General features: G+C 75.2%; 21 protein-coding genes. 16 read left to right on the top strand and 5 right to left on the bottom strand.

From position 1 onward, the window contains the following. Nucleotides 1-5: 5 nt before the first annotated feature. Nucleotides 6-587 (bottom strand): TetR/AcrR family transcriptional regulator, encoded by a 582-nt coding sequence (locus tag AB0P35_RS32190; RefSeq protein WP_363517971.1) that lies wholly within the window; start codon nucleotides 585-587, stop codon nucleotides 6-8. A gap of 74 nt (nucleotides 588-661) precedes the next feature. On the opposite strand from AB0P35_RS32190, the gene AB0P35_RS32185 reads away from it, so the two are divergent. From AB0P35_RS32185 to AB0P35_RS32170, 4 genes are all read left to right on the top strand, one after another. Further along, on the top strand, nucleotides 662-1174 hold the full coding sequence (locus AB0P35_RS32185; protein ID WP_363517969.1) for a DUF3995 domain-containing protein: 513 nt from the start codon (nucleotides 662-664) through the stop codon (nucleotides 1172-1174). Between the two features lie 92 nt (nucleotides 1175-1266). Continuing rightward, nucleotides 1267-1803 carry an NUDIX hydrolase family protein gene (locus AB0P35_RS32180; protein ID WP_363517967.1) on the top strand — a complete coding sequence of 179 codons (537 nt, stop codon included), beginning with the start codon at nucleotides 1267-1269 and terminating at the stop codon, nucleotides 1801-1803. Between the two features lie 831 nt (nucleotides 1804-2634). After that, the gene (locus tag AB0P35_RS32175) at nucleotides 2635-3042 is read left to right on the top strand and encodes a hypothetical protein (protein WP_363517965.1); all 408 of its coding nucleotides are present in this window, start codon (nucleotides 2635-2637) and stop codon (nucleotides 3040-3042) included. A 109-nt stretch (nucleotides 3043-3151) separates the two neighbouring features. Next, a complete protein-coding gene (locus AB0P35_RS32170) occupies nucleotides 3152-3910 on the top strand; it encodes a hypothetical protein (RefSeq protein WP_363517963.1) in 759 nt (252 codons plus the stop codon). Between the two features lie 143 nt (nucleotides 3911-4053). Here AB0P35_RS32170 and AB0P35_RS32165 read toward each other — a convergent pair whose 3' ends face one another. Next, nucleotides 4054-4872, bottom strand: a complete 819-nt coding sequence (locus AB0P35_RS32165; protein WP_363517961.1) for a class I SAM-dependent methyltransferase — start codon at nucleotides 4870-4872, stop codon at nucleotides 4054-4056. 208 nt (nucleotides 4873-5080) lie between these two features. Here AB0P35_RS32165 and AB0P35_RS32160 point away from each other — a divergent pair, with 208 nt between their 5' ends. Continuing rightward, nucleotides 5081-6421, top strand: a complete 1341-nt coding sequence (locus tag AB0P35_RS32160) for an FAD-dependent oxidoreductase (RefSeq protein WP_363517959.1) — start codon at nucleotides 5081-5083, stop codon at nucleotides 6419-6421. A gap of 373 nt (nucleotides 6422-6794) precedes the next feature. Here AB0P35_RS32160 and AB0P35_RS32155 read toward each other — a convergent pair whose 3' ends face one another. Continuing rightward, nucleotides 6795-7415, bottom strand: a complete 621-nt coding sequence (locus AB0P35_RS32155; RefSeq protein ID WP_363517957.1) for a hypothetical protein — start codon at nucleotides 7413-7415, stop codon at nucleotides 6795-6797. Nucleotides 7416-7721: 306 nt separating this feature from the next. Here AB0P35_RS32155 and AB0P35_RS32150 point away from each other — a divergent pair, with 306 nt between their 5' ends. The 4 genes from AB0P35_RS32150 to AB0P35_RS32135 all read left to right on the top strand — a co-directional run bounded on the left by AB0P35_RS32150 (nucleotide 7722) and on the right by AB0P35_RS32135 (nucleotide 10608). Further along, nucleotides 7722-7919, top strand: coding sequence for a ferredoxin (locus AB0P35_RS32150; protein WP_363517955.1), 198 nt, complete (start codon nucleotides 7722-7724; stop codon nucleotides 7917-7919). Between the two features lie 28 nt (nucleotides 7920-7947). After that, the gene (locus AB0P35_RS32145; protein ID WP_363517953.1) at nucleotides 7948-9156 is read left to right on the top strand and encodes a cytochrome P450; all 1209 of its coding nucleotides are present in this window, start codon (nucleotides 7948-7950) and stop codon (nucleotides 9154-9156) included. Nucleotides 9157-9679: 523 nt separating this feature from the next. Continuing rightward, nucleotides 9680-10210, top strand: coding sequence for a cupin domain-containing protein (locus AB0P35_RS32140; protein WP_363517951.1), 531 nt, complete (start codon nucleotides 9680-9682; stop codon nucleotides 10208-10210). Next, nucleotides 10207-10608, top strand: coding sequence for a VOC family protein (locus tag AB0P35_RS32135; protein WP_363517949.1), 402 nt, complete (start codon nucleotides 10207-10209; stop codon nucleotides 10606-10608). The genes AB0P35_RS32140 and AB0P35_RS32135 overlap by 4 nt, the downstream gene beginning before the upstream one ends. A gap of 15 nt (nucleotides 10609-10623) precedes the next feature. On the opposite strand, the gene AB0P35_RS32130 is transcribed toward AB0P35_RS32135, so the two are convergent. Further along, nucleotides 10624-11259 (bottom strand): XRE family transcriptional regulator, encoded by a 636-nt coding sequence (locus AB0P35_RS32130; protein ID WP_363517947.1) that lies wholly within the window; start codon nucleotides 11257-11259, stop codon nucleotides 10624-10626. An 80-nt stretch (nucleotides 11260-11339) separates the two neighbouring features. Here AB0P35_RS32130 and AB0P35_RS32125 point away from each other — a divergent pair, with 80 nt between their 5' ends. The 3 genes from AB0P35_RS32125 to AB0P35_RS32115 all read left to right on the top strand — a co-directional run bounded on the left by AB0P35_RS32125 (nucleotide 11340) and on the right by AB0P35_RS32115 (nucleotide 13929). Beyond that, nucleotides 11340-12050 carry a class I SAM-dependent methyltransferase gene (locus tag AB0P35_RS32125; RefSeq protein ID WP_363517945.1) on the top strand — a complete coding sequence of 237 codons (711 nt, stop codon included), beginning with the start codon at nucleotides 11340-11342 and terminating at the stop codon, nucleotides 12048-12050. Between the two features lie 14 nt (nucleotides 12051-12064). Continuing rightward, the gene (locus AB0P35_RS32120; RefSeq protein WP_363517942.1) at nucleotides 12065-13507 is read left to right on the top strand and encodes an MFS transporter; all 1443 of its coding nucleotides are present in this window, start codon (nucleotides 12065-12067) and stop codon (nucleotides 13505-13507) included. An 80-nt stretch (nucleotides 13508-13587) separates the two neighbouring features. Beyond that, nucleotides 13588-13929, top strand: coding sequence for a DUF5713 family protein (locus AB0P35_RS32115; RefSeq protein WP_363517939.1), 342 nt, complete (start codon nucleotides 13588-13590; stop codon nucleotides 13927-13929). A 45-nt stretch (nucleotides 13930-13974) separates the two neighbouring features. On the opposite strand, the gene AB0P35_RS32110 is transcribed toward AB0P35_RS32115, so the two are convergent. Continuing rightward, complete coding sequence (locus AB0P35_RS32110) at nucleotides 13975-14505, bottom strand: GNAT family N-acetyltransferase (RefSeq protein ID WP_363517936.1); 531 nt, start codon at nucleotides 14503-14505, stop codon at nucleotides 13975-13977. Between the two features lie 293 nt (nucleotides 14506-14798). Between AB0P35_RS32110 and AB0P35_RS32105 the strand changes: the two genes are divergently transcribed. The 4 genes from AB0P35_RS32105 to AB0P35_RS32090 all read left to right on the top strand — a co-directional run bounded on the left by AB0P35_RS32105 (nucleotide 14799) and on the right by AB0P35_RS32090 (nucleotide 18704). Continuing rightward, complete coding sequence (locus AB0P35_RS32105) at nucleotides 14799-15167, top strand: BlaI/MecI/CopY family transcriptional regulator (RefSeq protein WP_095878232.1); 369 nt, start codon at nucleotides 14799-14801, stop codon at nucleotides 15165-15167. After that, nucleotides 15164-16051: a M56 family metallopeptidase gene (locus tag AB0P35_RS32100; protein ID WP_363517932.1), complete on the top strand. Its 888-nt coding sequence runs from the start codon at nucleotides 15164-15166 to the stop codon at nucleotides 16049-16051. The genes AB0P35_RS32105 and AB0P35_RS32100 overlap by 4 nt, the downstream gene beginning before the upstream one ends. A gap of 301 nt (nucleotides 16052-16352) precedes the next feature. Continuing rightward, nucleotides 16353-17372 (top strand): NlpC/P60 family protein, encoded by a 1020-nt coding sequence (locus AB0P35_RS32095; RefSeq protein ID WP_363517929.1) that lies wholly within the window; start codon nucleotides 16353-16355, stop codon nucleotides 17370-17372. Nucleotides 17373-17471: 99 nt separating this feature from the next. Continuing rightward, nucleotides 17472-18704, top strand: coding sequence for a lytic murein transglycosylase (locus AB0P35_RS32090; protein ID WP_363517926.1), 1233 nt, complete (start codon nucleotides 17472-17474; stop codon nucleotides 18702-18704). The last annotated feature ends 65 nt before the right edge of the window (nucleotides 18705-18769 follow it).

The raw sequence follows: 18769 nt of genomic DNA, 5'->3' as shown, positions 1-18769 counted from the left end.
TCAGGTCAGGAACTGACCGGTGCGAGGATCATGTCGACGAGGTGGTCCAGGGCGGCCGGTGCGCCGGTGTCGTCCGGCTGGGCCTCCGGGGCCGGCTCCGGGGCGGTGCGGCGCAGTTCCAGCCAGCCGAGGTAGGCGGCGTAGGCGGCGAGGGCGCGGTGGCGGGCGTCCTGCGGGCCGAGACCGAGGTCGGAGAAGATCTCGGCGAGGAAGGCGAGCCGGGCGCGGGTGACCCGGGTGACGACGGCGGCGACGGCCGGGTGCGCGGTCTGCGCGACGAGGGCGGGTTCGAGTCCGGCGATCTTCTCGCTGCCCAGGGCCTCGGTGAGCAGGGCCCTGCCCCGGGCCAGGGGGTCGGGCAGCTCCCGGACGGCCTCGACGATCTCGGTGGTGGCGCGCAGCTCCCAGGTCTCCAGGGCCGCCACGAGCAGCGCCTCGCGGTTGTCGAAGTGCCAGTAGAAGCTGCCCCGGGTGACGCCGAGCTCCTTGGCGAGCACGTCGACCGCGACGGCCGCGACGCCCCCGCGGGCGAGTGCGCGCAGCGCCGCCATCGTCCAGTCGTCCTTGGTGACTCTCCCCTTGGCCATGTTCCGTACAGTACTGTACGGAACATCCGTACAGTGGTGTACGGATCTGTCTCGACGAGTGTGGGGGTGGCACGGTGGACACCAGGCAGTGGCTGTTCGGCACGGTGGAGGGTGAGCGCGCGCAGGTCGGCGCCGGGGCGCGGGCGGCCGCGGTCGCGGCGGCCACGGGGCTGGCCGCGGCGGGTGCGCTGCACGCGGTCTGGGCGTTCTCGCCCTGGCCGCTCGGCTCGCGGGCCGAGTTCGCGGCCGCGGTGGTGGGGGTGGAGGAGTCACAGCTGCCGTCCGGCCCGGCGACGGTCGCGGTCGCGGGGCTGCTGGGCGCCGCGGCCTGGCTGGTCGTCACCGCGGCCCGGCCGGAGAGCCGGCTCTCCGGCTCGCGGCTGGTGCGGTCCGGGGTGTGGACGGTCTCCGGGGTGCTGGCGGTACGCGGCGTCGGCGGCCTGCTGGTCTCCGGACTGCGGCTGGCCGACGCCCCGGCCGAGTTCCGGCACTGGGACCTGCAGTTGTACTCGCCGCTGTGCGTGACGCTGGGCGCCCTGACCGGCTACCTGGCCTTCCGCACCCGGCGCCGCTCCGCACGGGCCTGACCGCCGGTCAGATCGGCCGGACGACACGCAGAGTTCGTCGGCCCGCCCACAGGATGATCCCGCGGGCGGGCTGCGGACCGTACGATCGGGCAATGGCTGACATGACGGAAACCGTGCCTGGCTGGCTCGCGCCCGAGGAGCTGGAGGCGGCCCGCGCGCGGCTGCCGATCCTGTACGTGGAGGCGGTGCCGGTGCGCGTCGACGACACCGGCGAGGTCACCGAGATCGGGCTGCTGCTGCGCATCGGGCCGGACGGCACGGTCAGCCGCACGCTGGTCTCCGGCCGGGTGCTGCACCACGAGCGCATCCGCGACGCGCTGCTGCGGCACCTCGAGAAGGACCTCGGCCCGGTGGCCCTGCCCCGGATCCCGGCCTCGCTGCAGCCGTTCACGGTCGCCGAGTACTTCCCCACCCAGGGCGTCACCTCCTTCCACGACCCGCGGCAGCACGCCGTCTCGCTGGCGTACGTGGTGCCGGTGGCAGGCGACTGCAGACCGCGGCAGGACGCGCTCGACCTGGTCTGGTTCACCCCGCAGGAGGCCGCCTCGGCGGTGGTGCAGCAGGAGATGCCGGGCGGTCACGAGGTGCTGCTGAACCGGGCGCTGGCCCACCTCGGCTGCCTGGTCTGAGCCGGACGCGACCGGCGGGGACGGCGACCGGCGCCCGTGCGGCATGCCGTTCGGGTGACGCGGCGCCGTCCCCTGCGGGTGTCGCGCGACGGCGGACGGCTCCGGCGCGGACAGTGGCGTGGTCCGCCCGACCGCCGGCCGGCCCGAACGGGAGTCGGCCCATGGATGCTTCGACCGGTGCAGCACGCGGCTACTCCGAGCACCGCTGGCGGGCCCTGACCGGCATGTGCGTCGCGGGCCGACTCGGTCTGACTGTCGTTCGCCGACTTCGGGGTCGCCGTCCCGACCATCGCCAAGGACCTGTCGGTGTCCCTGCCGGACCTCCGGTGCTCGCCCTCGGCCTGCTCGTGCTCGGCGCGGGCCTCGGGCTGATGTCGATCCCGCTCTCCGATACGGCGGTGGCCGGGCCGCCGAAGGAACTGGCGGGTACCGCCTCCGGCATGTTCAAGGTCACCAGCATGCTGGGCGGCGCCTTCGGCGTCGCGGTGATGGTGGCCGTCCAGCAGGCGGTGGAGACCAACCAGGCCGTCGACCGGGCGAAGGCGGCCGGGCTCTCGGACTCGGTTGCCCGGGACCTGGGCAACGCCGTCACCGACTCGCAGCTCGCCTCCAGCATCCTCTCCTCGGTGGACCAGGCCACCCGCGACGCCATCACCGCTGCCTACCAGCAGGTCCAGGCCGTCGGCACCGGCCGCGCCATCGCCCTGGCCGGCCTCCTCACCGTCGCGGCCGCCGTCTACCTCCCTCCTGCGCGGCACCGACCGCACCGGATGACCACGTGCCGTGGAGTGCCCGGCATCATGGGGGTCCGATCGCGAAGGAGTGCTGCCCGTGCGACTTGTCTCCGACCCCCTGTACGGCGAAATCGACCTCACTGCCACGGCGGAGGAACTGCGCCGCCTGGCCGGAGCGGTGGCCGACGGCGAGGGGCTGCTCGGTGCCACCACTCCCCCGCGCGACCACGAGCTGGCCGGGGTCGAGGTCCGGACGACTCCCGGCCCCGGCGTCCTGCTCCACCTGGACTCCGCAGGGCGGACCCTCGTGATCAGCGGAGACTCCGCCGGCCGGGCCGGACTCGCGGAGAACCTGCGGGAGATGGCGTGCGCCGGTGACGGAGGGCACCTCCACATCGACTACTTCCCCGGCCACTTCTACCTCGCCGAAGGGTCGCTGCCGCTGGTGGTCAACAGCCCGCACGGCGGCATGCCGACCCGCCGACCGAGCCGGCCGCAGGCCTGACCCGCCTTTCGCGACCGTCGACGCATCGATATCGCCTCGCTGTCCGGGTCGCGTCCCACTACGCTGCGCCGGTCCGGGCCATTGGGCCGCCACCGATGAAAGCGAGCCCATGGCGAGGGACATGCTCACGGTCTGCCTGCCACCCACCGATCCTGACGACGTGCCGCAGGCGCTGTCCGTCGCGATGGCCCCGTTCTGGTACGACGCCCAGCCGGCGCCGGACGGCACTTGGCAGGGCGAGTGGGACTGGTGGCACATCTTCGGAGGTGACGGCCCGCACGGCCTGCCCGTCCGCACCGGTCACGAGGACGATCCGCGACTGGTGCGCCACCCGTTCTGGTTGGACGGCACCGCGCGGCCGCCGCAGCCGGCGGACCGGTGCGACGGCGGGCCGCGCGGCCTGCTCGACCTGGACCTCGATCGGGTGCCGGTGGCGGAGGCGCTCGGCGCCGACTGGGACGGCTGGACCGCCTTCAGCGCCGACCACCACCCGGCCCTGTCGGAACCCGCCGTGATCGAGCAGGCCTCGGACGGCCGGGCCGGACGGGCGGCCTTCTACGAACAGCCGGTCATCCGGGCTGTGACAGCCCTGCGGGCGCGGGACGGCGAACAGGCCCCCACGTGGGCGCGGGTGGTCGATCCGGTCGCCCGCTACGCGGGCAGTCGCGAGCAGTACGTGCGGCGGTGGGTCTCCCGCGTGGTGCCGACCAACGTGCTGCTCACCCTCGACGGCAGGTGGCTCGACGGCACCGCGCGGTCCACCGACCCGGATGCTCTCGTCGGCAACACGTACTTCGACTTCGCCGACCGCTACCTCGACACGCTCGCCGAGGACGCCCTCATCGTCCGCATCCGCTTCCACGCCTGACCGTGCGAGAACGCCTCGCCGGCACGCTCGCGGCCGACGGTTCCGGTCCGCAGATCGACCACGCGGATTCCCCTCCCGACACCCGGGCGGGCGTTCGGGCCCGCCCCGGGTGCCGTCACCGGGCTGTCGTCACCGGGCTGTCGTCACCGGGCGCGGGCGAGCAGGAGGTCGCTCAGGTGGCCCATGGTGATGCCGCCGCCGTGCGCGTCGAGGACCCGGGCGGTGTCGGAGAGGGCCTGCTCGCGCCGGTCCGCGGGCAGGATCCGGTAGCGGGAGAGCGAGGCGAGGTGGGCGAGGTAGCGGTCGGTGCCGTAGTGGAGTTCCTCGCGGAAGCGGCGGGTGCGCAGGTCGGTGAAGCGGCCGTCCCGGCGGAGTTCGTCCTCGGGCCAGCCGGGCAGGCCCACCCAGTCGCCGGGCAGTTCGCCGTAGTGGGAGGCGAGGACGCCGTGCGGGGTGTCGTCGAGGCCGTGCCGGCGGTCCACCTCGGCCAGGGCCGCGTGCAGGCGCGGATCGCGGACGCCCTGCGGGTTCCAGCACAGCGCGACCGCGCCGCCCGGTACCAGCGCGGCGTGCACACCGTCCCGGCGCCGGTCCGGGTCGAGCCAGTGCCAGCAGGTGGCCGCCAGGACGAGCCCGAAGCGGCGGCCCTCGGGATCCCACTCCTCGAAGGTGCAGACCCGGACCCGGACGCCCGGGTGGGCGGCGGTGTTGCGACGCAGGACGGCGGCCATCCGCGGGTCGGGCTCGACGCACTCCAGCTCGGTGCCGCGGGCGGCGAGCAGCGCGGTGGCCTTGCCGGTGCCCGCGCCGATCTCCAGGGCGGGGCGGCCGTCGAGCGCCGCGTACTCCAGTACCTCGGTGACGAGGGCGTCCGCATAGCCGGGTCGGCCTCTGTCGTACAGGTCGGCCGCCTCGCCGAAGACCTGACTGCGTGCCATGTCGATCTGTTCCCCGTCGGCCATGCGCGTCCTTCCGTCGTCCGGTCCGTGGTCGGTTGGTCGGTTGGTCGGTCCGCCACGGTAGCCGGTACTTGCTCGAACCGTCGGCCGTTCTCCCGTCGGGCGGAAGCCCCTCAATCGCCGGACGGACCGTCAGGAGCACTGCCGGTGCGCCGGGTTCGCTCCGGTGCGCCGGTCTCAGGGGTACGGCCGCACGGCTACGCTTCGTGCCATGACTGTCTCGGAGAGGGCCCCCGCTCGGGGTGTCGCGGTGGTGATCGGTGGCGGGCTCGCCGGGGTGCTGGCGGCCTGGGCACTGCGCGGAGCGGCCGAGCGGATCGTCGTGGTGGAGCGCGACCGCTACCCGGCGGGGGCGGAGTTCCGCGCCGGACTGCCGCAGGGGCGGCACGCGCATCTCGTCCTGGAGGCCGGGCATCGGATGCTGGACGAGCTGATGCCGGGCATCCGGCAGGAGTTGGCGGCGGCGGGGGCGGTGCGGGTGGCCGTCTCCGGGGACCTGCGCTGGCTGAGCTCCGCCGGCTGGATGGCCGAGTACGACTCCCCGCTGGCCTTCCTCTCCTGCACCCGCCCGGTGCTGGACCGGGCGGTGCTGGAGCGGGTCCGCACCGAGCCGTCGATCGAGTTCCTGGAGGGCACCGAGGCGGTCGGACTGCTGGGCACGGCGCGGGCGGTGACCGGGGTCCGGGTGCGCGGACGCGGCGCCGACCGGGGCGACGTCCGCGAGCTGGCCGCCGAACTGGTGGTCGATGCAGCCGGACGCTCCACGGCCACTGCCGACTGGCTGCGGGCGCTCGGCTGCCGCCCCGTCCCGGCAGAGCGGGTCGACGCGGGTGTCGCCTACAGCTCCCGGCTGTTCCACCGGCCGGCCGGGGCCGACCTCGGCTGCTCGGCGATCTACCTGCAGACCAGGGCGCCCGACGCGCCACATCTCGGCGTGCTGCTGCCGGTCGAGGGCGACCGCTGGATCGTCAGCCTGGCCGGTATGCGCGGCGCCGAACCCGCGCCCGGCGAGGCCGGGTTCGCCGCACACCTGGCGAAGCTGCGCGACCCGAGCATCCGCGAGGCGCTGGCCGGCGCCGAACCGGCCGGCGAGGTCCGGGGCTTCGTACCCGGCCCGGGTGTCCGTCGGCACTACGAGCGCCGGTCGCCGGAGGGGCTGGTGGCGATCGGCGACGCCGCCTGCACCTTCAACCCGGTGTACGGCCAGGGCGTCACCGTCGCCGTGCTGGGTGCAGCGGAGCTGCGCCGCACCGTGCTGCGGCACGGCGGGATCGGCCATCCGGCGGCCCGGGACGCCCGACGCGCGCTCGCGGCCGCGTCGAAGAACCCGTGGGTGATGTCCTCCACCGAGGACGTCCGGTTCGCCGCCACCACGGGCGGCCCGTCGGGCCTGCTGCTGCGCGCCCAACACCGCTTCCTGGACCGGGTACTGGCCGGGGCTGCCCGGAACCCGGTGGTCACCGCGGCCTTCCACGAGGTGCTGTCCCTGGTGGCACCGCCCACCGCACTGTTCCGGCCCGCCGTCCTGGGCGCGGTGCTCCGCGGCCGCTGACCGCCGACGGCCGCCGCGCCGGAATGGAGTGGCGCGGCGGCCGTGCGATCGGCCACGATCTCCGGACTGTGGCCTGGAGCACGGATCGCGAGCTGACAGCGGTCGCGCGTTTCAGAAGTCGATCAAGCTCTGCGGTGATCACCATGACCTCGCCGAGGCCTGCCGCCCGCAACCCCACCTGCTCGACCGCCGTGTCCACCACGGCGGCGGGCAGTGCCTGCCGGAACCGGGCGGCCGTCGCCGGCACGTCGGCCGGTTCGCGTTCCTGCAGCACCGTCAGCAGTTCACGGCCCTCGTCCGTCAGCAGCGCCCGAATCGCGTCACGATCCATCCGGGTATTCAGCCACCGGGCCCCTGTCGCCGGCCTGGGCCCTCACGAAGAAGGCTCGCCGAGGGGTTCGGCTCCGGGGCGCGGACCGGCGAACTCGTCGAGGGTCTGTTCGTAGTGGCCGCCGAAGTCGACGCGGGTGATGTCCTTGAAGCGGAATTTCGTCGGGCTTCGGTGCCACCGCGCAGCCGGGTCGACCTCGTGGAGGCCCAGCGACTTGCGGCGGACCTCGGTGAGGGCGCCGATCCAGCAGGTGTCGGTCCGGTGCCGTTCCAGGTGGAGGGCGACCAGCCCGAAGCCGCGGCAGGCGGCGGCCACCAGGTCGGGCAGCTCGCCCAGCGGGACCTCGGGTGCGGGTGGGCGGACCGGCCACCGGCCGCGACGACGCAGTGCTCTGACGGTCAGGCAGGTCTCGTCGCCGCGGTGGCGCACCGTGGCGATGTCGGCGGTCCGCACGGCCGTCCAGCCGTCGAGTCGGGTGTCCGCGCAGGGGGCGAGCAGGGTCCAGGCGGGGCCGACGGCGACGACGAAGCCTTCGATGCGGTCCGCGCCGCGGATGTGCCGGCGGATGCGGACGAGCTCCCCGGTGCGGACGGCGGTGTCGAGACGTTCGAGCACGGCGCGGGTGTCGTCGGTCGTCTGCGAAAGATCGGCGTGCTGGGGCATGCCCGGATTGTGCCCGGCCATGGTCGGCTACCGCGCGCGGTTTTCACTCGGGCCGCGCGGGTGAATGGCCCGGCATCGAAACGAGGGCGCTCATATCCGCAGGCTGTCGACGCTGTTGCGATCACTCCGGGAACGAAACATCCGCCGAAACGTGATGCCGCCCGCCGGGTCGCGGTCCGGGTCGGCCGAAAGCGGGTGCACGGATTCGGACACGTCTCGAAAGTTCTCCGGGTACGCACTCACGGCGTTGGTTGGCGTGCTATCGGTTGACTGAGGCAACCGTCCCCGCCCCTGTGGAGGTGCGTGATGCAGGTGACCGTCGATCAGGACCGGTGCTGCGGTTCGGGGCAGTGTGTCCTGACCGCCCCCGCGGTCTTCGACCAGTCGGACGAGGACGGGCTCGTCCGGCTGCTCCACCCCGGTCCGGACGGCGACCAGCGCGCCGCCGTCCGGCTCGCCGCCGCCCTCTGCCCCGGCAATGCCATCACCGTGCTCGGCGAGTGACCGCCATCCCCCACATGGAAGGACCGGCATGACCACCACCCCGCACCGCACCACCGGACCGACCCTCCCCGCCGCCCGCGCCGCCGGTTGCCCGTTCGCCCCGCCGCCCGTCTACGGGGAGGCGCTCCGCTCCGCGGCCGTGAGCCGGGCCGAACTGTGGGACGGCACCTCGTGCTGGCTGGTCACCGGCCACGCCGAGGTCCGCGCGGTCCTCGCGGACCAGCGCTTCTCGGCCGACGCCCGGCACCCCGGCTTCCCGTTCCTCTCCCCCGGCCGCCGGGAGCTGGTGAACCGCGCGACTCCGAGCTTCCTGCGGCTGGACGGCGCCGAACACCTCCGCCAACGACGGATGCTCACCGGGGACTTCATCGTGAAGCGGGTGGAGGCGATGCGCCCGTCGATCCAGCGGATCGTGGACGACGCCCTGGACGGGATGATCGCCGCGGGCTCCCCGGCCGACCTGGTCGGCACGTTCGCGCTGCCGGTGCCCTCGCTGGTGATCTGCCACCTGCTCGGCGTGCCCTACGAGGACCACGGCTTCTTCCAGAGCTGCAGCAGCGCCCTGCTGGACCTCGCCGCGCCCGCCGAGCTCGTCGGCGCCGCACAGCGCGAACTCAACGGCTACCTGGCCGAGCTGACCGACCGCAAGCGCCGCGAGCCGGACGACAGCCTGCTCGGCCGGCTCGCCGCCCGTCCCGACATCACGCCGGACGAGGCCGCGGCGATGGGCGTGCTGCTGCTCGTCGCCGGGCACGAGACCACGGCGAACATGACGGCGCTCGGCACCCTCGCCCTGCTGCGCCACCCGGAGCAGGCGGCCCGACTGCGCGCCGAGCCGGGCCTGGTCAAGGGCGCGGTCGAGGAGTTGCTGCGCTGGCTCAGCGTCGTGCACCTCGGCGTGCCCCGGGTCGCGGTCGAGGACGTCGAACTGGGCGGCACCCTGGTCCGGGCCGGCGAGGGCGTGCTGTGCATGGTGTCGACCGCCAACCGCGACGAGCGGCTCTTCCCGGACGGCGACCGCCTCGACCTCGGCCGGGACGCCCGCCGCCACGTCGCCTTCGGCTTCGGCGTGCACCAGTGCCTGGGCCAGCCGCTGGCCCGGGCCGAGCTGCAGATCGCCCTGGAGACGCTGTTCCGCCGGCTGCCCGGCCTGCGCCTGGCCGTCCCGTACGAAGAGGTGCGCTACCGCGCCGACATGGTGGTGTACGGCGTGCACGAGCTGCCGGTCGTCTGGTAGCCGGTGGCGGTCCCCCACCGTTCATGCGCCGGCAGCGGCGGACGTCGTCGTCACCGGCGGTTCCAAGGCCCGCCTCGACGCCGCGGCCGAACGGATCGGCCGGCCGGCCGGTGACCGTCGTCGAGCTGACCGAGGACGACCTGCGGGCGGCGCTGCCGCTGCTCCGGCGGGACGGCTCGGTCAACCTTCGTCACCGCCGCCTCCGCCCGGGCCGCCCTGCCCGGCTCGGCCGGGCTCGCCGCGGTCAACGGCGCGCCGGAGGCCGACCGCGCAGCCTTCTTCGCGGGCGTCGCGGCCGCCCTCCCGGTCGGCCGGATCGGCACCCCCGAGGACGTCGCACAGGCCATCACCTACCTCGCGGGCAACGGCTTCACCACGGGCACCGTCCTGAGAGGACCGCTCCGACCAGACCCGGGCGTCGCCGGACGGTGCGGCGACGCCTCGCGCCCGCCCGTGATTGGCCCATGATTCTGACCGTCAAATGCCCCGGATCAGCAGGCCTTTGTGGACTACAGTGATCATCATGACGACGGATCAGAACACCGCAGTGCAGGCCCCGCAGACCCCGCAGCCCGCCCTTCCCGTGCTCACCCGGTGCGCCGACGCGGAGACCTGCGCGGACCCGAGCAGCGTGATGACCCTGCTGGCCGACTCGGCCGATACCGCGGGCGGCTTCACCAGCTACCGCTCCACCTTCGCCAAGGGCGCGGTGGGCGCGCCGGCCCACTTCCACACCAGGGCGTGGGAGCTCTTCTTCGTGATCAGCGGGTCCCTGCAGGTGCTGGTCGGCGAGGAGGTCAGCGTCCTCGGCGCGGGCGACTTCCTGGCCGTTCCGCCGCACACCCCGCACGCCTTCGCCGCCGCCCCCGGCGAGCAGGCGGACGTACTGTTCGTCTTCACCCCCGGCATGGGCCGCTTCGACTACCTGCGGCTGCTCGGGCGGGTGATGCGCGGCGAGGCGGACCCGGCCGAGATCGCCGCCTCCTCGGAGCAGTACGACAACCACTACGTCGACAGCCCGGTCTGGCGTGCGGCCCTGGAGCGCTCGGCGTGATCGACCCGAAGATCCGTATCCGGCTCGCCCGCCCCTCGCTGGACCTCGCCGCCGCCGAGCGGTTCTACGTGGACGGGCTCGGCATGCGGGTGCTGTGGCGCACCACCGAGCACGTCCCCGGCGAGCACGACCTCCTCATGGTCGGCCTGCCCGGCGCGGACTGGCACCTGGAGCTCACCCGCGACCCCGAGCGGCCCGTGCCGCCCGCACCGACCGCGGACGACCTCCTCGTCCTCTACCTCGGTGCCCCCGTGGACGAGTCCCTGGTCGACCGGCTCACCGCCCACGGCGGCGACCGGGTGCCGGCCCACAACCCCTACTGGGACGAGTACGGCGTGACGGTCGCCGACCCGGACGGCTACCGCCTCGTCCTGTGCACCCGCACCTGGAGCGCGTGACCTCCGCCACCGCGGTCAGTGCCCGCCGTGGCCGGTCCCGCCGCCGTGGCCGGTCCCGCCGTCGGGGCCGGCGCGGTGCGGGCGGGCCCGGACGTGCATCCGCTCGCCCTGGCGGCCGAGGATGCTGAGGATCTCCACGGGGTGCTCCCCGGTGCTGCCGAACCAGTGCGGCAGCCGGGTGTCGAACTCGGCGGCCTCGCCGGTGCCGAGGACGACGTCGCGGTCGCCGATCACCAGCCGCAGCCGCCCCGAGAGCACGTAGAGCCACTCGTAGCCCTCGTGGACTCGGAAGTCCGGCTCGCTCTGCGCGGCAGGGACGATCACCTTCCAGGCCTGCAGCGAGCCGGGCTGCCTGGTCAGCGGCAGGACGGTCCGGCCGTTGACCTGCCGGGGCTTCAGCCGGACCCGGGGGTCGCCGGTCTCGGGCGCGCCGACCAGCTCGTCCAGTGCCACGTGGTGGGCCTGCGCGATCGGCAGCAGCAGCTCCAGGCTGGGCCTCCGCTGGCCCGACTCCAGGCGGGACAGCGTGGACTTGGAGATGCCGGTGGCCTCGGCGAGGCCGGCGAGCGAGACGCCCCGCTGCGTGCGCAGGCGGCGCAGCCGCGGGCCGACCTCGGCGAGGGCCGCGGCGACGGCGGGTGTGTGGTCCATGCGACCCATTCCACCGCGTCCGTCCCGGAAATGGCAACGAATGTTGCCGCTCCGCCGGGGCCGGAGCCAGTCTCGGGGCCATGAACGAGACGAACGTCCCGCCCGGTCCGACGGCCGACCCGGCGCAGTACGAGAACCCCTTCGGCCGGGAGGCGTGGGAGGAGCGGTACCGGGCCCGCCCGGCGCTCTGGAGCGGCCGCCCCAATCCGCAACTCCTCGCCGAGGCGGCCGACCTGGCCCCTGGCCGGGCCCTGGACGCGGGCAGCGGCGAGGGCGCCGACGCGCTCTGGCTCGCCCGGCGTGGCTGGCGGGTCACCGCCGCCGACCTCGCGGACACCGCCCTGCAGCGGGCCGCCGCCCGGGCCGACGCCGATCCGCGGCTCGTCGGCCGCATCACCTGGCTCCGCGCCGATCTGGCCGAACAGCCGCCCGCCGTCGCCGGCTTCGACCTCGTCACCGCCCAGTATCTGCATGTGCCGGCCGCGGTGCGGCCCGCGCTGTTCGCGGGGCTGGCCGCCGCGGTGGCACCTGGCGGCACCCTGCTCATCACCGGTCACCACCCCCGCGACCTGGCCGGTGGCGGCGGTCCGCGGCTGCTGCCGGAGATGCTCTTCACCGCCGAGGAGATCGCCGCCGACCTGGATCCGGCCGACTGGCGGGTGCGGTCGGCGCAGACCCGCCCGCGCCCCGCCGAGGACCGCGAGGGCCGGCCCGTCACCGTCCACGACGCCGTGCTGGTCGCGCAGCGCCGCCTGTCCGGCTCCCCCGCCCGCCTGAGCCCGCACCTGTGAGAAGGGAACTCCGCATGCCGAAGTCCGCCGTGCTCCGCGGCTCCACCGCCCCGGAGGCCGCACCGCGGCCGCCGTCGGTCGGGTGGGCGCTCGCCGGCCTCTCGCTGTCGATGCTGCTGCCCTCGCTCGGCATCAGCATCGCCAATGTCGCCCTGCCGACCCTGGCCGGGGCGTTCGACGCCTCCTTCCAGGCGGTGCAGTGGGTCGTGCTCGCCTATCTGCTCGCGACCACCACGCTGGTGGTGGGCGCCGGCCGGCTGGGCGACCTCACCGGCCGCCGCCGGCTCCTGCTTGGCGGCATCCTGCTGTTCACGACGGCCTCGCTGCTGTGCGGCGCGGCGCCCGCCCTCTGGGTGCTGATCGCCGCAAGGGCGGCGCAGGGGCTGGGGGCCGCCGTGATGATGGCGCTCACGATGGCCTTCGTCGGCGAGACGGTGCCGAAGGAGCGGACCGGCAGCGCGATGGGGCTGCTCGGCACGATGTCCGCGATCGGCACCGCCCTCGGCCCCTCGGTGGGCGGCCTGCTGATCGCCGGCCCCGGCTGGCGGGCGGTGTTCCTCGTCGTGGTGCCGCTCGGCCTCGTCACCCTGCTGCTGGCGTACCGTCACCTGCCGTCCGGTCGGGCGGTGCCGGCCGGGGAACGGCCGCGTTTCGACCGGGTGGGCACGCTGCTGCTCGCGCTGGCCCTTGCGGCGTACGCGCTCGCGATGACGGTCGGCCGCGGCCGGTTCGGCCTGCTCGGGCTGGCGCTGCTGGCGGCCGCCGGGGCCGGCACCGTGCTCTTCGTGCTGGTGGAGCGGCGGACGGCCGCGCCGCTGGTGCGGCCCGCGATGTTCCGGGACGGGGCGTTGAGCGCGAGCCTCGCCATGAGTGCGCTGGTGTCGACGGTGATGATGGCGACGCTGGTGGTCGGGCCGTTCTACCTGTCCGGCGGGCTCGGTCTGCCCGCGGCCGCCGTCGGGCTGGTGCTGTCGGTCGGGCCGCTGGTCACCGCGCTGACCGGGGTGCCCGCCGGGCGGATCGTGGACCGGCTCGGCACCCGGCGGACGACCGTGGCCGGGCTGGCGGCCATCGCGACGGGCTGCCTCGCCCTGTCCACGGCCCCGACCGGCCTCGGCACGGTCGGCTACCTCGTCCCGATCGTGGTCGTCACGGTCGGCTACGCCACCTTCCAGACCGCCAACAACACAGGGGTGATGGCGGACGTCCCGGCGGACCGGCGCGGCCTGGTCTCGGGCGTGCTCAACCTGTCCCGCAACCTCGGTCTGGTGACCGGCACGGCCGTGATGGGTGCCGTCTTCTCCGCCGCGGCGGGGACGGCCGACCTCGCCGCGGCGCGGCCCGCCGCCGTGGCCGCCGCCATGCGGACCACCTTCGCGGTGGCGGCCGTCCTGATCGCCGCCGCCCTCGTGCTCGCCGCCCTCGGCCGGGCCGCGGCGGCCCGGGCGCAGCGCTGACCGCGGTACCGCCGCGCCGCTGTCAGTGGGGTGACGCATGATCGGCCCGTCGAACTCCTCGAAGGGAACGGGAGCACATCGTGCCGATCACGGAGCGCCGGGTGGCGGAGTACGCCTTCCTGCGGCAGCTGTACCGGGACTCGTACTACCCCGATCACGTCGTCGACCTGGGCAGGGCGATCCTGCTGCGGCTGTGCGAGCGGATCGAGGCGGAGCGGCCCGCCGACCTGCCGGCGCTGTACGCGCTCTCCCGGGCCGCGACCGACGAGTTCAACGTGCTGGCCGACGAGTTCCACGCGGCCGGGAGCGAGATCGAGACGGTTGCGCGCGAGGCGATCGCCGAGGACTTCTGGTTCGTGGCGTCCTCCTACGGCTTCTCCGACGCGGACGTGGAGGAGTTGATCGCCACTCGCGACTGGTGAGCCGGCCGGGACCGGCGAGCCGGCCGAGGGCGGTCGGGGCCGGTGTCAGTCGACCCGGCGGGCGAGCACCTGGCCCGGCCAGGAGCCGGACAGGAAGCGGTCGGTGCGGGTGAAGCCGTGCCGTTCGTAGTAGGCGACCAGTTCGTCTCCGCCGCCCGCCCAGCAGTCGACCCGCAGCAGGGCCACACCGGCCCGCCGGGTCTCCTCGGCGGCGTGCGCCAGCAGCGCGGCGCCGATGCCGTGGCCGGCCTGCCGCCGGTCCGAGACCAGCAGTCGGACGTACCGCTCGGGCTCCCCGGCCGGGGCGATCGGCAGCTGCGGGCTGGGCCCGGAGTCCAGTACCAGGGCGCCGACCGGGATGCCGTCCGCCTCGGCGATGAACGGGGAGTTCTCGGTGGTGTACCGCTCGACCCGCTCCGCCGCGCCGGGCTGCTGCGAGTACGGCGTCGTACCCCACTGCTCGGTGTTGCCGCGTTCGTTCATCCAGGCGACGGCGGCGTCGAGCAGGCCCAGGACGGCCGGCACGTCGGCGGGGCCGCCCGGGCGGATCCGTATCCGCTGTGTGCTGTCGTTCACGGCGACAGTCTAGTGATCATCGATCGGGCGGCCGCGGCCCGGGCGGGGGCGCACGAGATCAGTCGGTGGCGCCGCCGGGCCTCGCAGGGGCTGAACGCGGCGGGCCCGTCCGGGTCGGGGAGGCCGGTGTCGGCGTCGGTGGGCACGGCCCGTGCCCACGGCCGGACCGTCGCGGCCTCCGGTTCCTGACGGGGGTGCGCACCCGGCGGCCCCCGCGAGTTGGCGGCAGGGGCCCGGCCTGGCACGCTGTGCTGCGTCGTCGTGGCGGGGTGGTGAAGGGTTCGGGTGGATCGGTGCGCGGATTCGGTCAGCTGGAGGCCGAGATCATGGAACGGCTGTGGTCCTGGGGCAGGCCCGCCACCGTCCGGGAGGTGGTCGACGACCTGAACGCCGTGCGCCCGGTGGCCTACACGACCGTCAACACGGTCGCCGACATCCTGTTCCGCAAGGGCTTCCTGCACCGCGCCAAGGAGGGCCGGGCCTGGGTCTACGAACCGGTCCGCTCCCGCGAGGCCTACACGGCCGAGGTGATGCGCGAGGTGCTCGGCGGGGCGGGCGACCCGCGCGCCGCCCTCATGCTGTTCGTGGACGGCATGGACGAGGGCCAGGCCGCCGTGCTGCGCGAGGCACTCGCCGACCGGCCTGCGGACGGCGACCGGTGACCGCCGCCGCGGTCCTCGCCGCACTCACCGCGGCCGCCGGCTGGTGGGCCCCGGCCCGGCTGGAGCGGGCCGCCTGGACCCTGCGGGCCCCGCGGGCCGCCGCCGCCCTGTGGTGCGCACTGCTCGGCTTCTGCGCGACCGCCCTCGCCATGGGGCTGCACCAGGCCCTGACCGGCGGGCACGGCTCCGGCTGGCTGCTCGGCCCGCTCACCGGCGCCCCCGGCCCGTACCGGGCGGAGGGTCTGGCCGGGCACACCGAGGCCTTCGCCCTGGCCGCCCTGGTCATGGCCGCGGCCGGGGGCGTCGCCGCCGCGGGCTGCGCGCGGGCCGCCCGGGCCCGGGCGAGGCACCGGCGGCTGCTCGACCTGGTCGCCCGCCCCGACGCCGACGGCACCCTGCTGGTCGAGGACCCACGGCCGGCCGCCTGGTGCGTGCCCGGCCGCGGCGGTCGGATCGTCCTCACCCGGGGCGCCGCCGTGGCGCTCACCGACCGGCAGCGGGCCGCCGTCGTCGCGCACGAACGCGCCCACCTGGCGGGCCACCATCACCTCCTGGTGGCCGGCGTCCGCGCGCTGGGCCGCCCGCTGGCCTGGGTGCCGCTGGCCCGCGCCGCCGCCCGCCGGGTTCCGGTGCTGTGCGAGATGGCCGCGGACGACGCGGCGGTCCGCTCCGTCGGCCGGGACGCCGTGGCCCGCGCGCTCTGCCGGGTCGCCGCCCACCCCGCACCTGAGGGAACCCTCGCCGCCGGCGCCGAGGCCGCCCTCGAACGGGTCCGCCGGCTGACCCACCCCCGGACCGCCCTCTCCGCACCCGCCCGGACCGCCTGCTGGATCGCGGTGGCCACCCTGCCCGTGCTCCCCCTGCTCATCGGCTGCGGCCCCTGACCCCACCGGGGCCTCGGGGCACTCCCGGCCCCGTCCCGCCTCTGCGGGACGGCCCTCGGGCCACCCTGCCCGCGTCCGGGGAAACCCTTCACCGCCGGCAGGAACCCGTCCGCCGGCTGACCCGTCATCAGGCCGCTCTCGGCGCAACGGCCGTCCCGTCCCTCCGGGGGCGCTTGCCAGAACCCCACCCCGATCTACTAAGTTACTTCGCACATGCGCGGTCGGCGGTCGCCGCCGCACAGCCGACGACGGCCCGCCGCCACCGCGGCCGGCCGCCCGAGCCAGGGAGTGACCGCAGACGATGGGGACCCGACGCAAGCCCGCCCAGCCCGGCCGCACCCGCATGGCGCTGCTGACCACGGCCGCCGCCGGATCCGCGCTGCTCGGCTCGGCCGGCGGCGCGCAGGCCGAGCCGACCGCCGACCTGGCCACCGTCAAGGCCCAGGTCGACGACCTCAACGAGCAGGCCGAGGCGTCCACCGAGAAGTACAACAAGTTCAAGGAGGACCAGCAGCGACTCCAGAAGGATGCCGCCCAGCTGCAGGACCAGGTCGCCGCGGCCCAGGAGAAGATGACGGGTCTTCGTGAGCGCCTGTCGGCCGTCGCCGCCGACCAGTACCGCAGCGGCAACGTCGACCCGACGGTCGCCCTCATGCTCTCCGCCGACCCGAGCAAGTATCTCCAGCGGGCTTCCGCACAGGACATCGCCGCCAGCTCCCAGAGCGACCTGCTGCACCTGCTCCAGGAGCAGCAGCGCCGGCTGGACCAGCGGCGCGCCGAGGCGACCACCGTCCTGGCCCAGCTCGACCAGGCCGACCGGGCGCTGTCCGCCGAGAAGAAGCAGGTGCAGTCGCGGCTGTCCGAGGCCACCCGACTGCTGAACACGCTGTCGGCGGCCGATCGTGCCAAGGTCAACGGCCAGGACCCGCGTTCCTCCCGCGCCTCCGCCCGGGAGACGTACACCGGCCCGGCGACCGGCCGAGCGGCGGCGGCCGTCCAGTTCGCCTACGCCCAGCTCGGCAAGCCCTACGAGTGGGGTGCCACCGGGCCCGGAACCTTCGACTGCTCGGGGCTGACCGGCGGCGCCTGGCGGGCCGCGGGTGTCTCGCTGCCGCGGGTCTCGCAGGACCAGTGGAACGCCGGCCAGCACGTGTCGAAGGCCAACCTGCAGCCGGGCGACCTGGTGTTCTTCTACTCCGACCTGCACCACGTCGGCATCTACATCGGCGGCGGCAAGATGATCCACGCCCCGCGCACCGGCAAGAACATCGAGATCACGCCGATCGAGTACATGCCGTACATGGGCGCCGTGCGGCCCTGACCGACCACGCCCGGGCTGCTGCGGGAAGGACTGCGTTCACCGGGCCGACGTGCGGTGATGATCTAATGCGTCAGTCGTGATCATGGGAGGGGGACCGGCATGACGGTGGGGCGGAAGTGGGCGGGGCTGCTGCGGGCCGCGGCCGCGGCGGTGGTACTGGCGGCGGTGGCCGCGCCGAGCGGACCGGCCGGTCCGGAGCGGGCGGAGCCGGTCGGGGCGGTCGGGGCGGCGGTGTCCGCCGAGTCGACCGCGCTGCCGATGGACGGCGGCGGGCGCCGGGCCTGGCCGCAGCCCCCGGCGGCCGCGGCGCCGGTCGCGCCCGCGGCACCGGCCGGAAACCGGGCGGCCGTGCCGGAGCCTGCCGACGGTCCGGCCGGCCTGCCGGCCACCGTCTTCGCCGCCTACCGCAATGCGGCGGCCGCCGTCGCCGTCTCCGATCCCGGCTGTCACCTGCCGTGGGAGCTGCTGGCCGCGATCGGCCGGGTCGAGTCCGGCCACGCGGACGGCGGCCGGGTCCGCTCCGACGGCACCACGGCCACCCCGATCCTCGGCCCGGCACTGGACGGCAACGGCTTCGCGGCGATCGCCGACACCGACGGCGGCGCCGTCGACGGCGACGGACGCTGGGACCGCGCGGTCGGCCCGATGCAGTTCATCCCCTCCACTTGGGCGCAGTGGGGTGCGGACGGCAACGGCGACGGGCGCCGGGACGCCAACAACGTCCACGACGCCGCGCTCGCGGCCGGCCGCTACCTGTGCGCCGGCTCGCGCGACCTGGCGGAGCCGGCGCAGCTCGATGCGGCGATCCTCGGCTACAACCACTCTGCCGAGTACCTGCGCACCGTCAAGGGCTGGCTGGCGCACTACCGTTCCGGCGCGGTCGCCACCCCGGACGTCGTGCTGCCGCCCCGCCCTGCGGTGCACACGCCGGCGCCGGCACCCAGCCCCTCCGTCTCGCCGACCGCCCCGGCCGGACAGCCCTCGCCCTCGCCGACGGCGCAGCCGAGCCCGTCGCCGACCACCGCGAAGCCCACTCCCGTCGCCACGCCGGGCGGCGGGGCCTCGCCGTCGCCGAGTTCCTGCCCGACGGTGCCCGCTCCGACCGCCTCGCCGTCGCCCACGGCCACGCCGTCACCGACCGGCACTCCCACGGCTTCCCCCGCACCGAGCGCGACGCCGTCGCCGACCGCGGCACCCTCGCCCTCGGGCTCGCCCACGGCCGCCCCCTCGCCGTCGGGTTCGCCGTCGCCGTCCGCGACGGTGCCGACCGGCTGTCCGTCGCCCGACACCGTCCACCCCTCGGCCACGGCCTCCGCCACCGCCGCGCACTGATCCGCCGCACCGGCCGGGGCGGCGGATCCGGAGTGCGGCCGCGCCGTCGACAGGATCCCCTCGCC

It is taken from the genome of Kitasatospora sp. NPDC085879, from assembly GCF_040686255.1.
Classification (GTDB): domain Bacteria; phylum Actinomycetota; class Actinomycetes; order Streptomycetales; family Streptomycetaceae; genus Kitasatospora.
The sequence above is the reverse complement of the archived record's forward strand: the minus strand, read 5'-3'. Positions and strand labels throughout refer to the sequence as shown.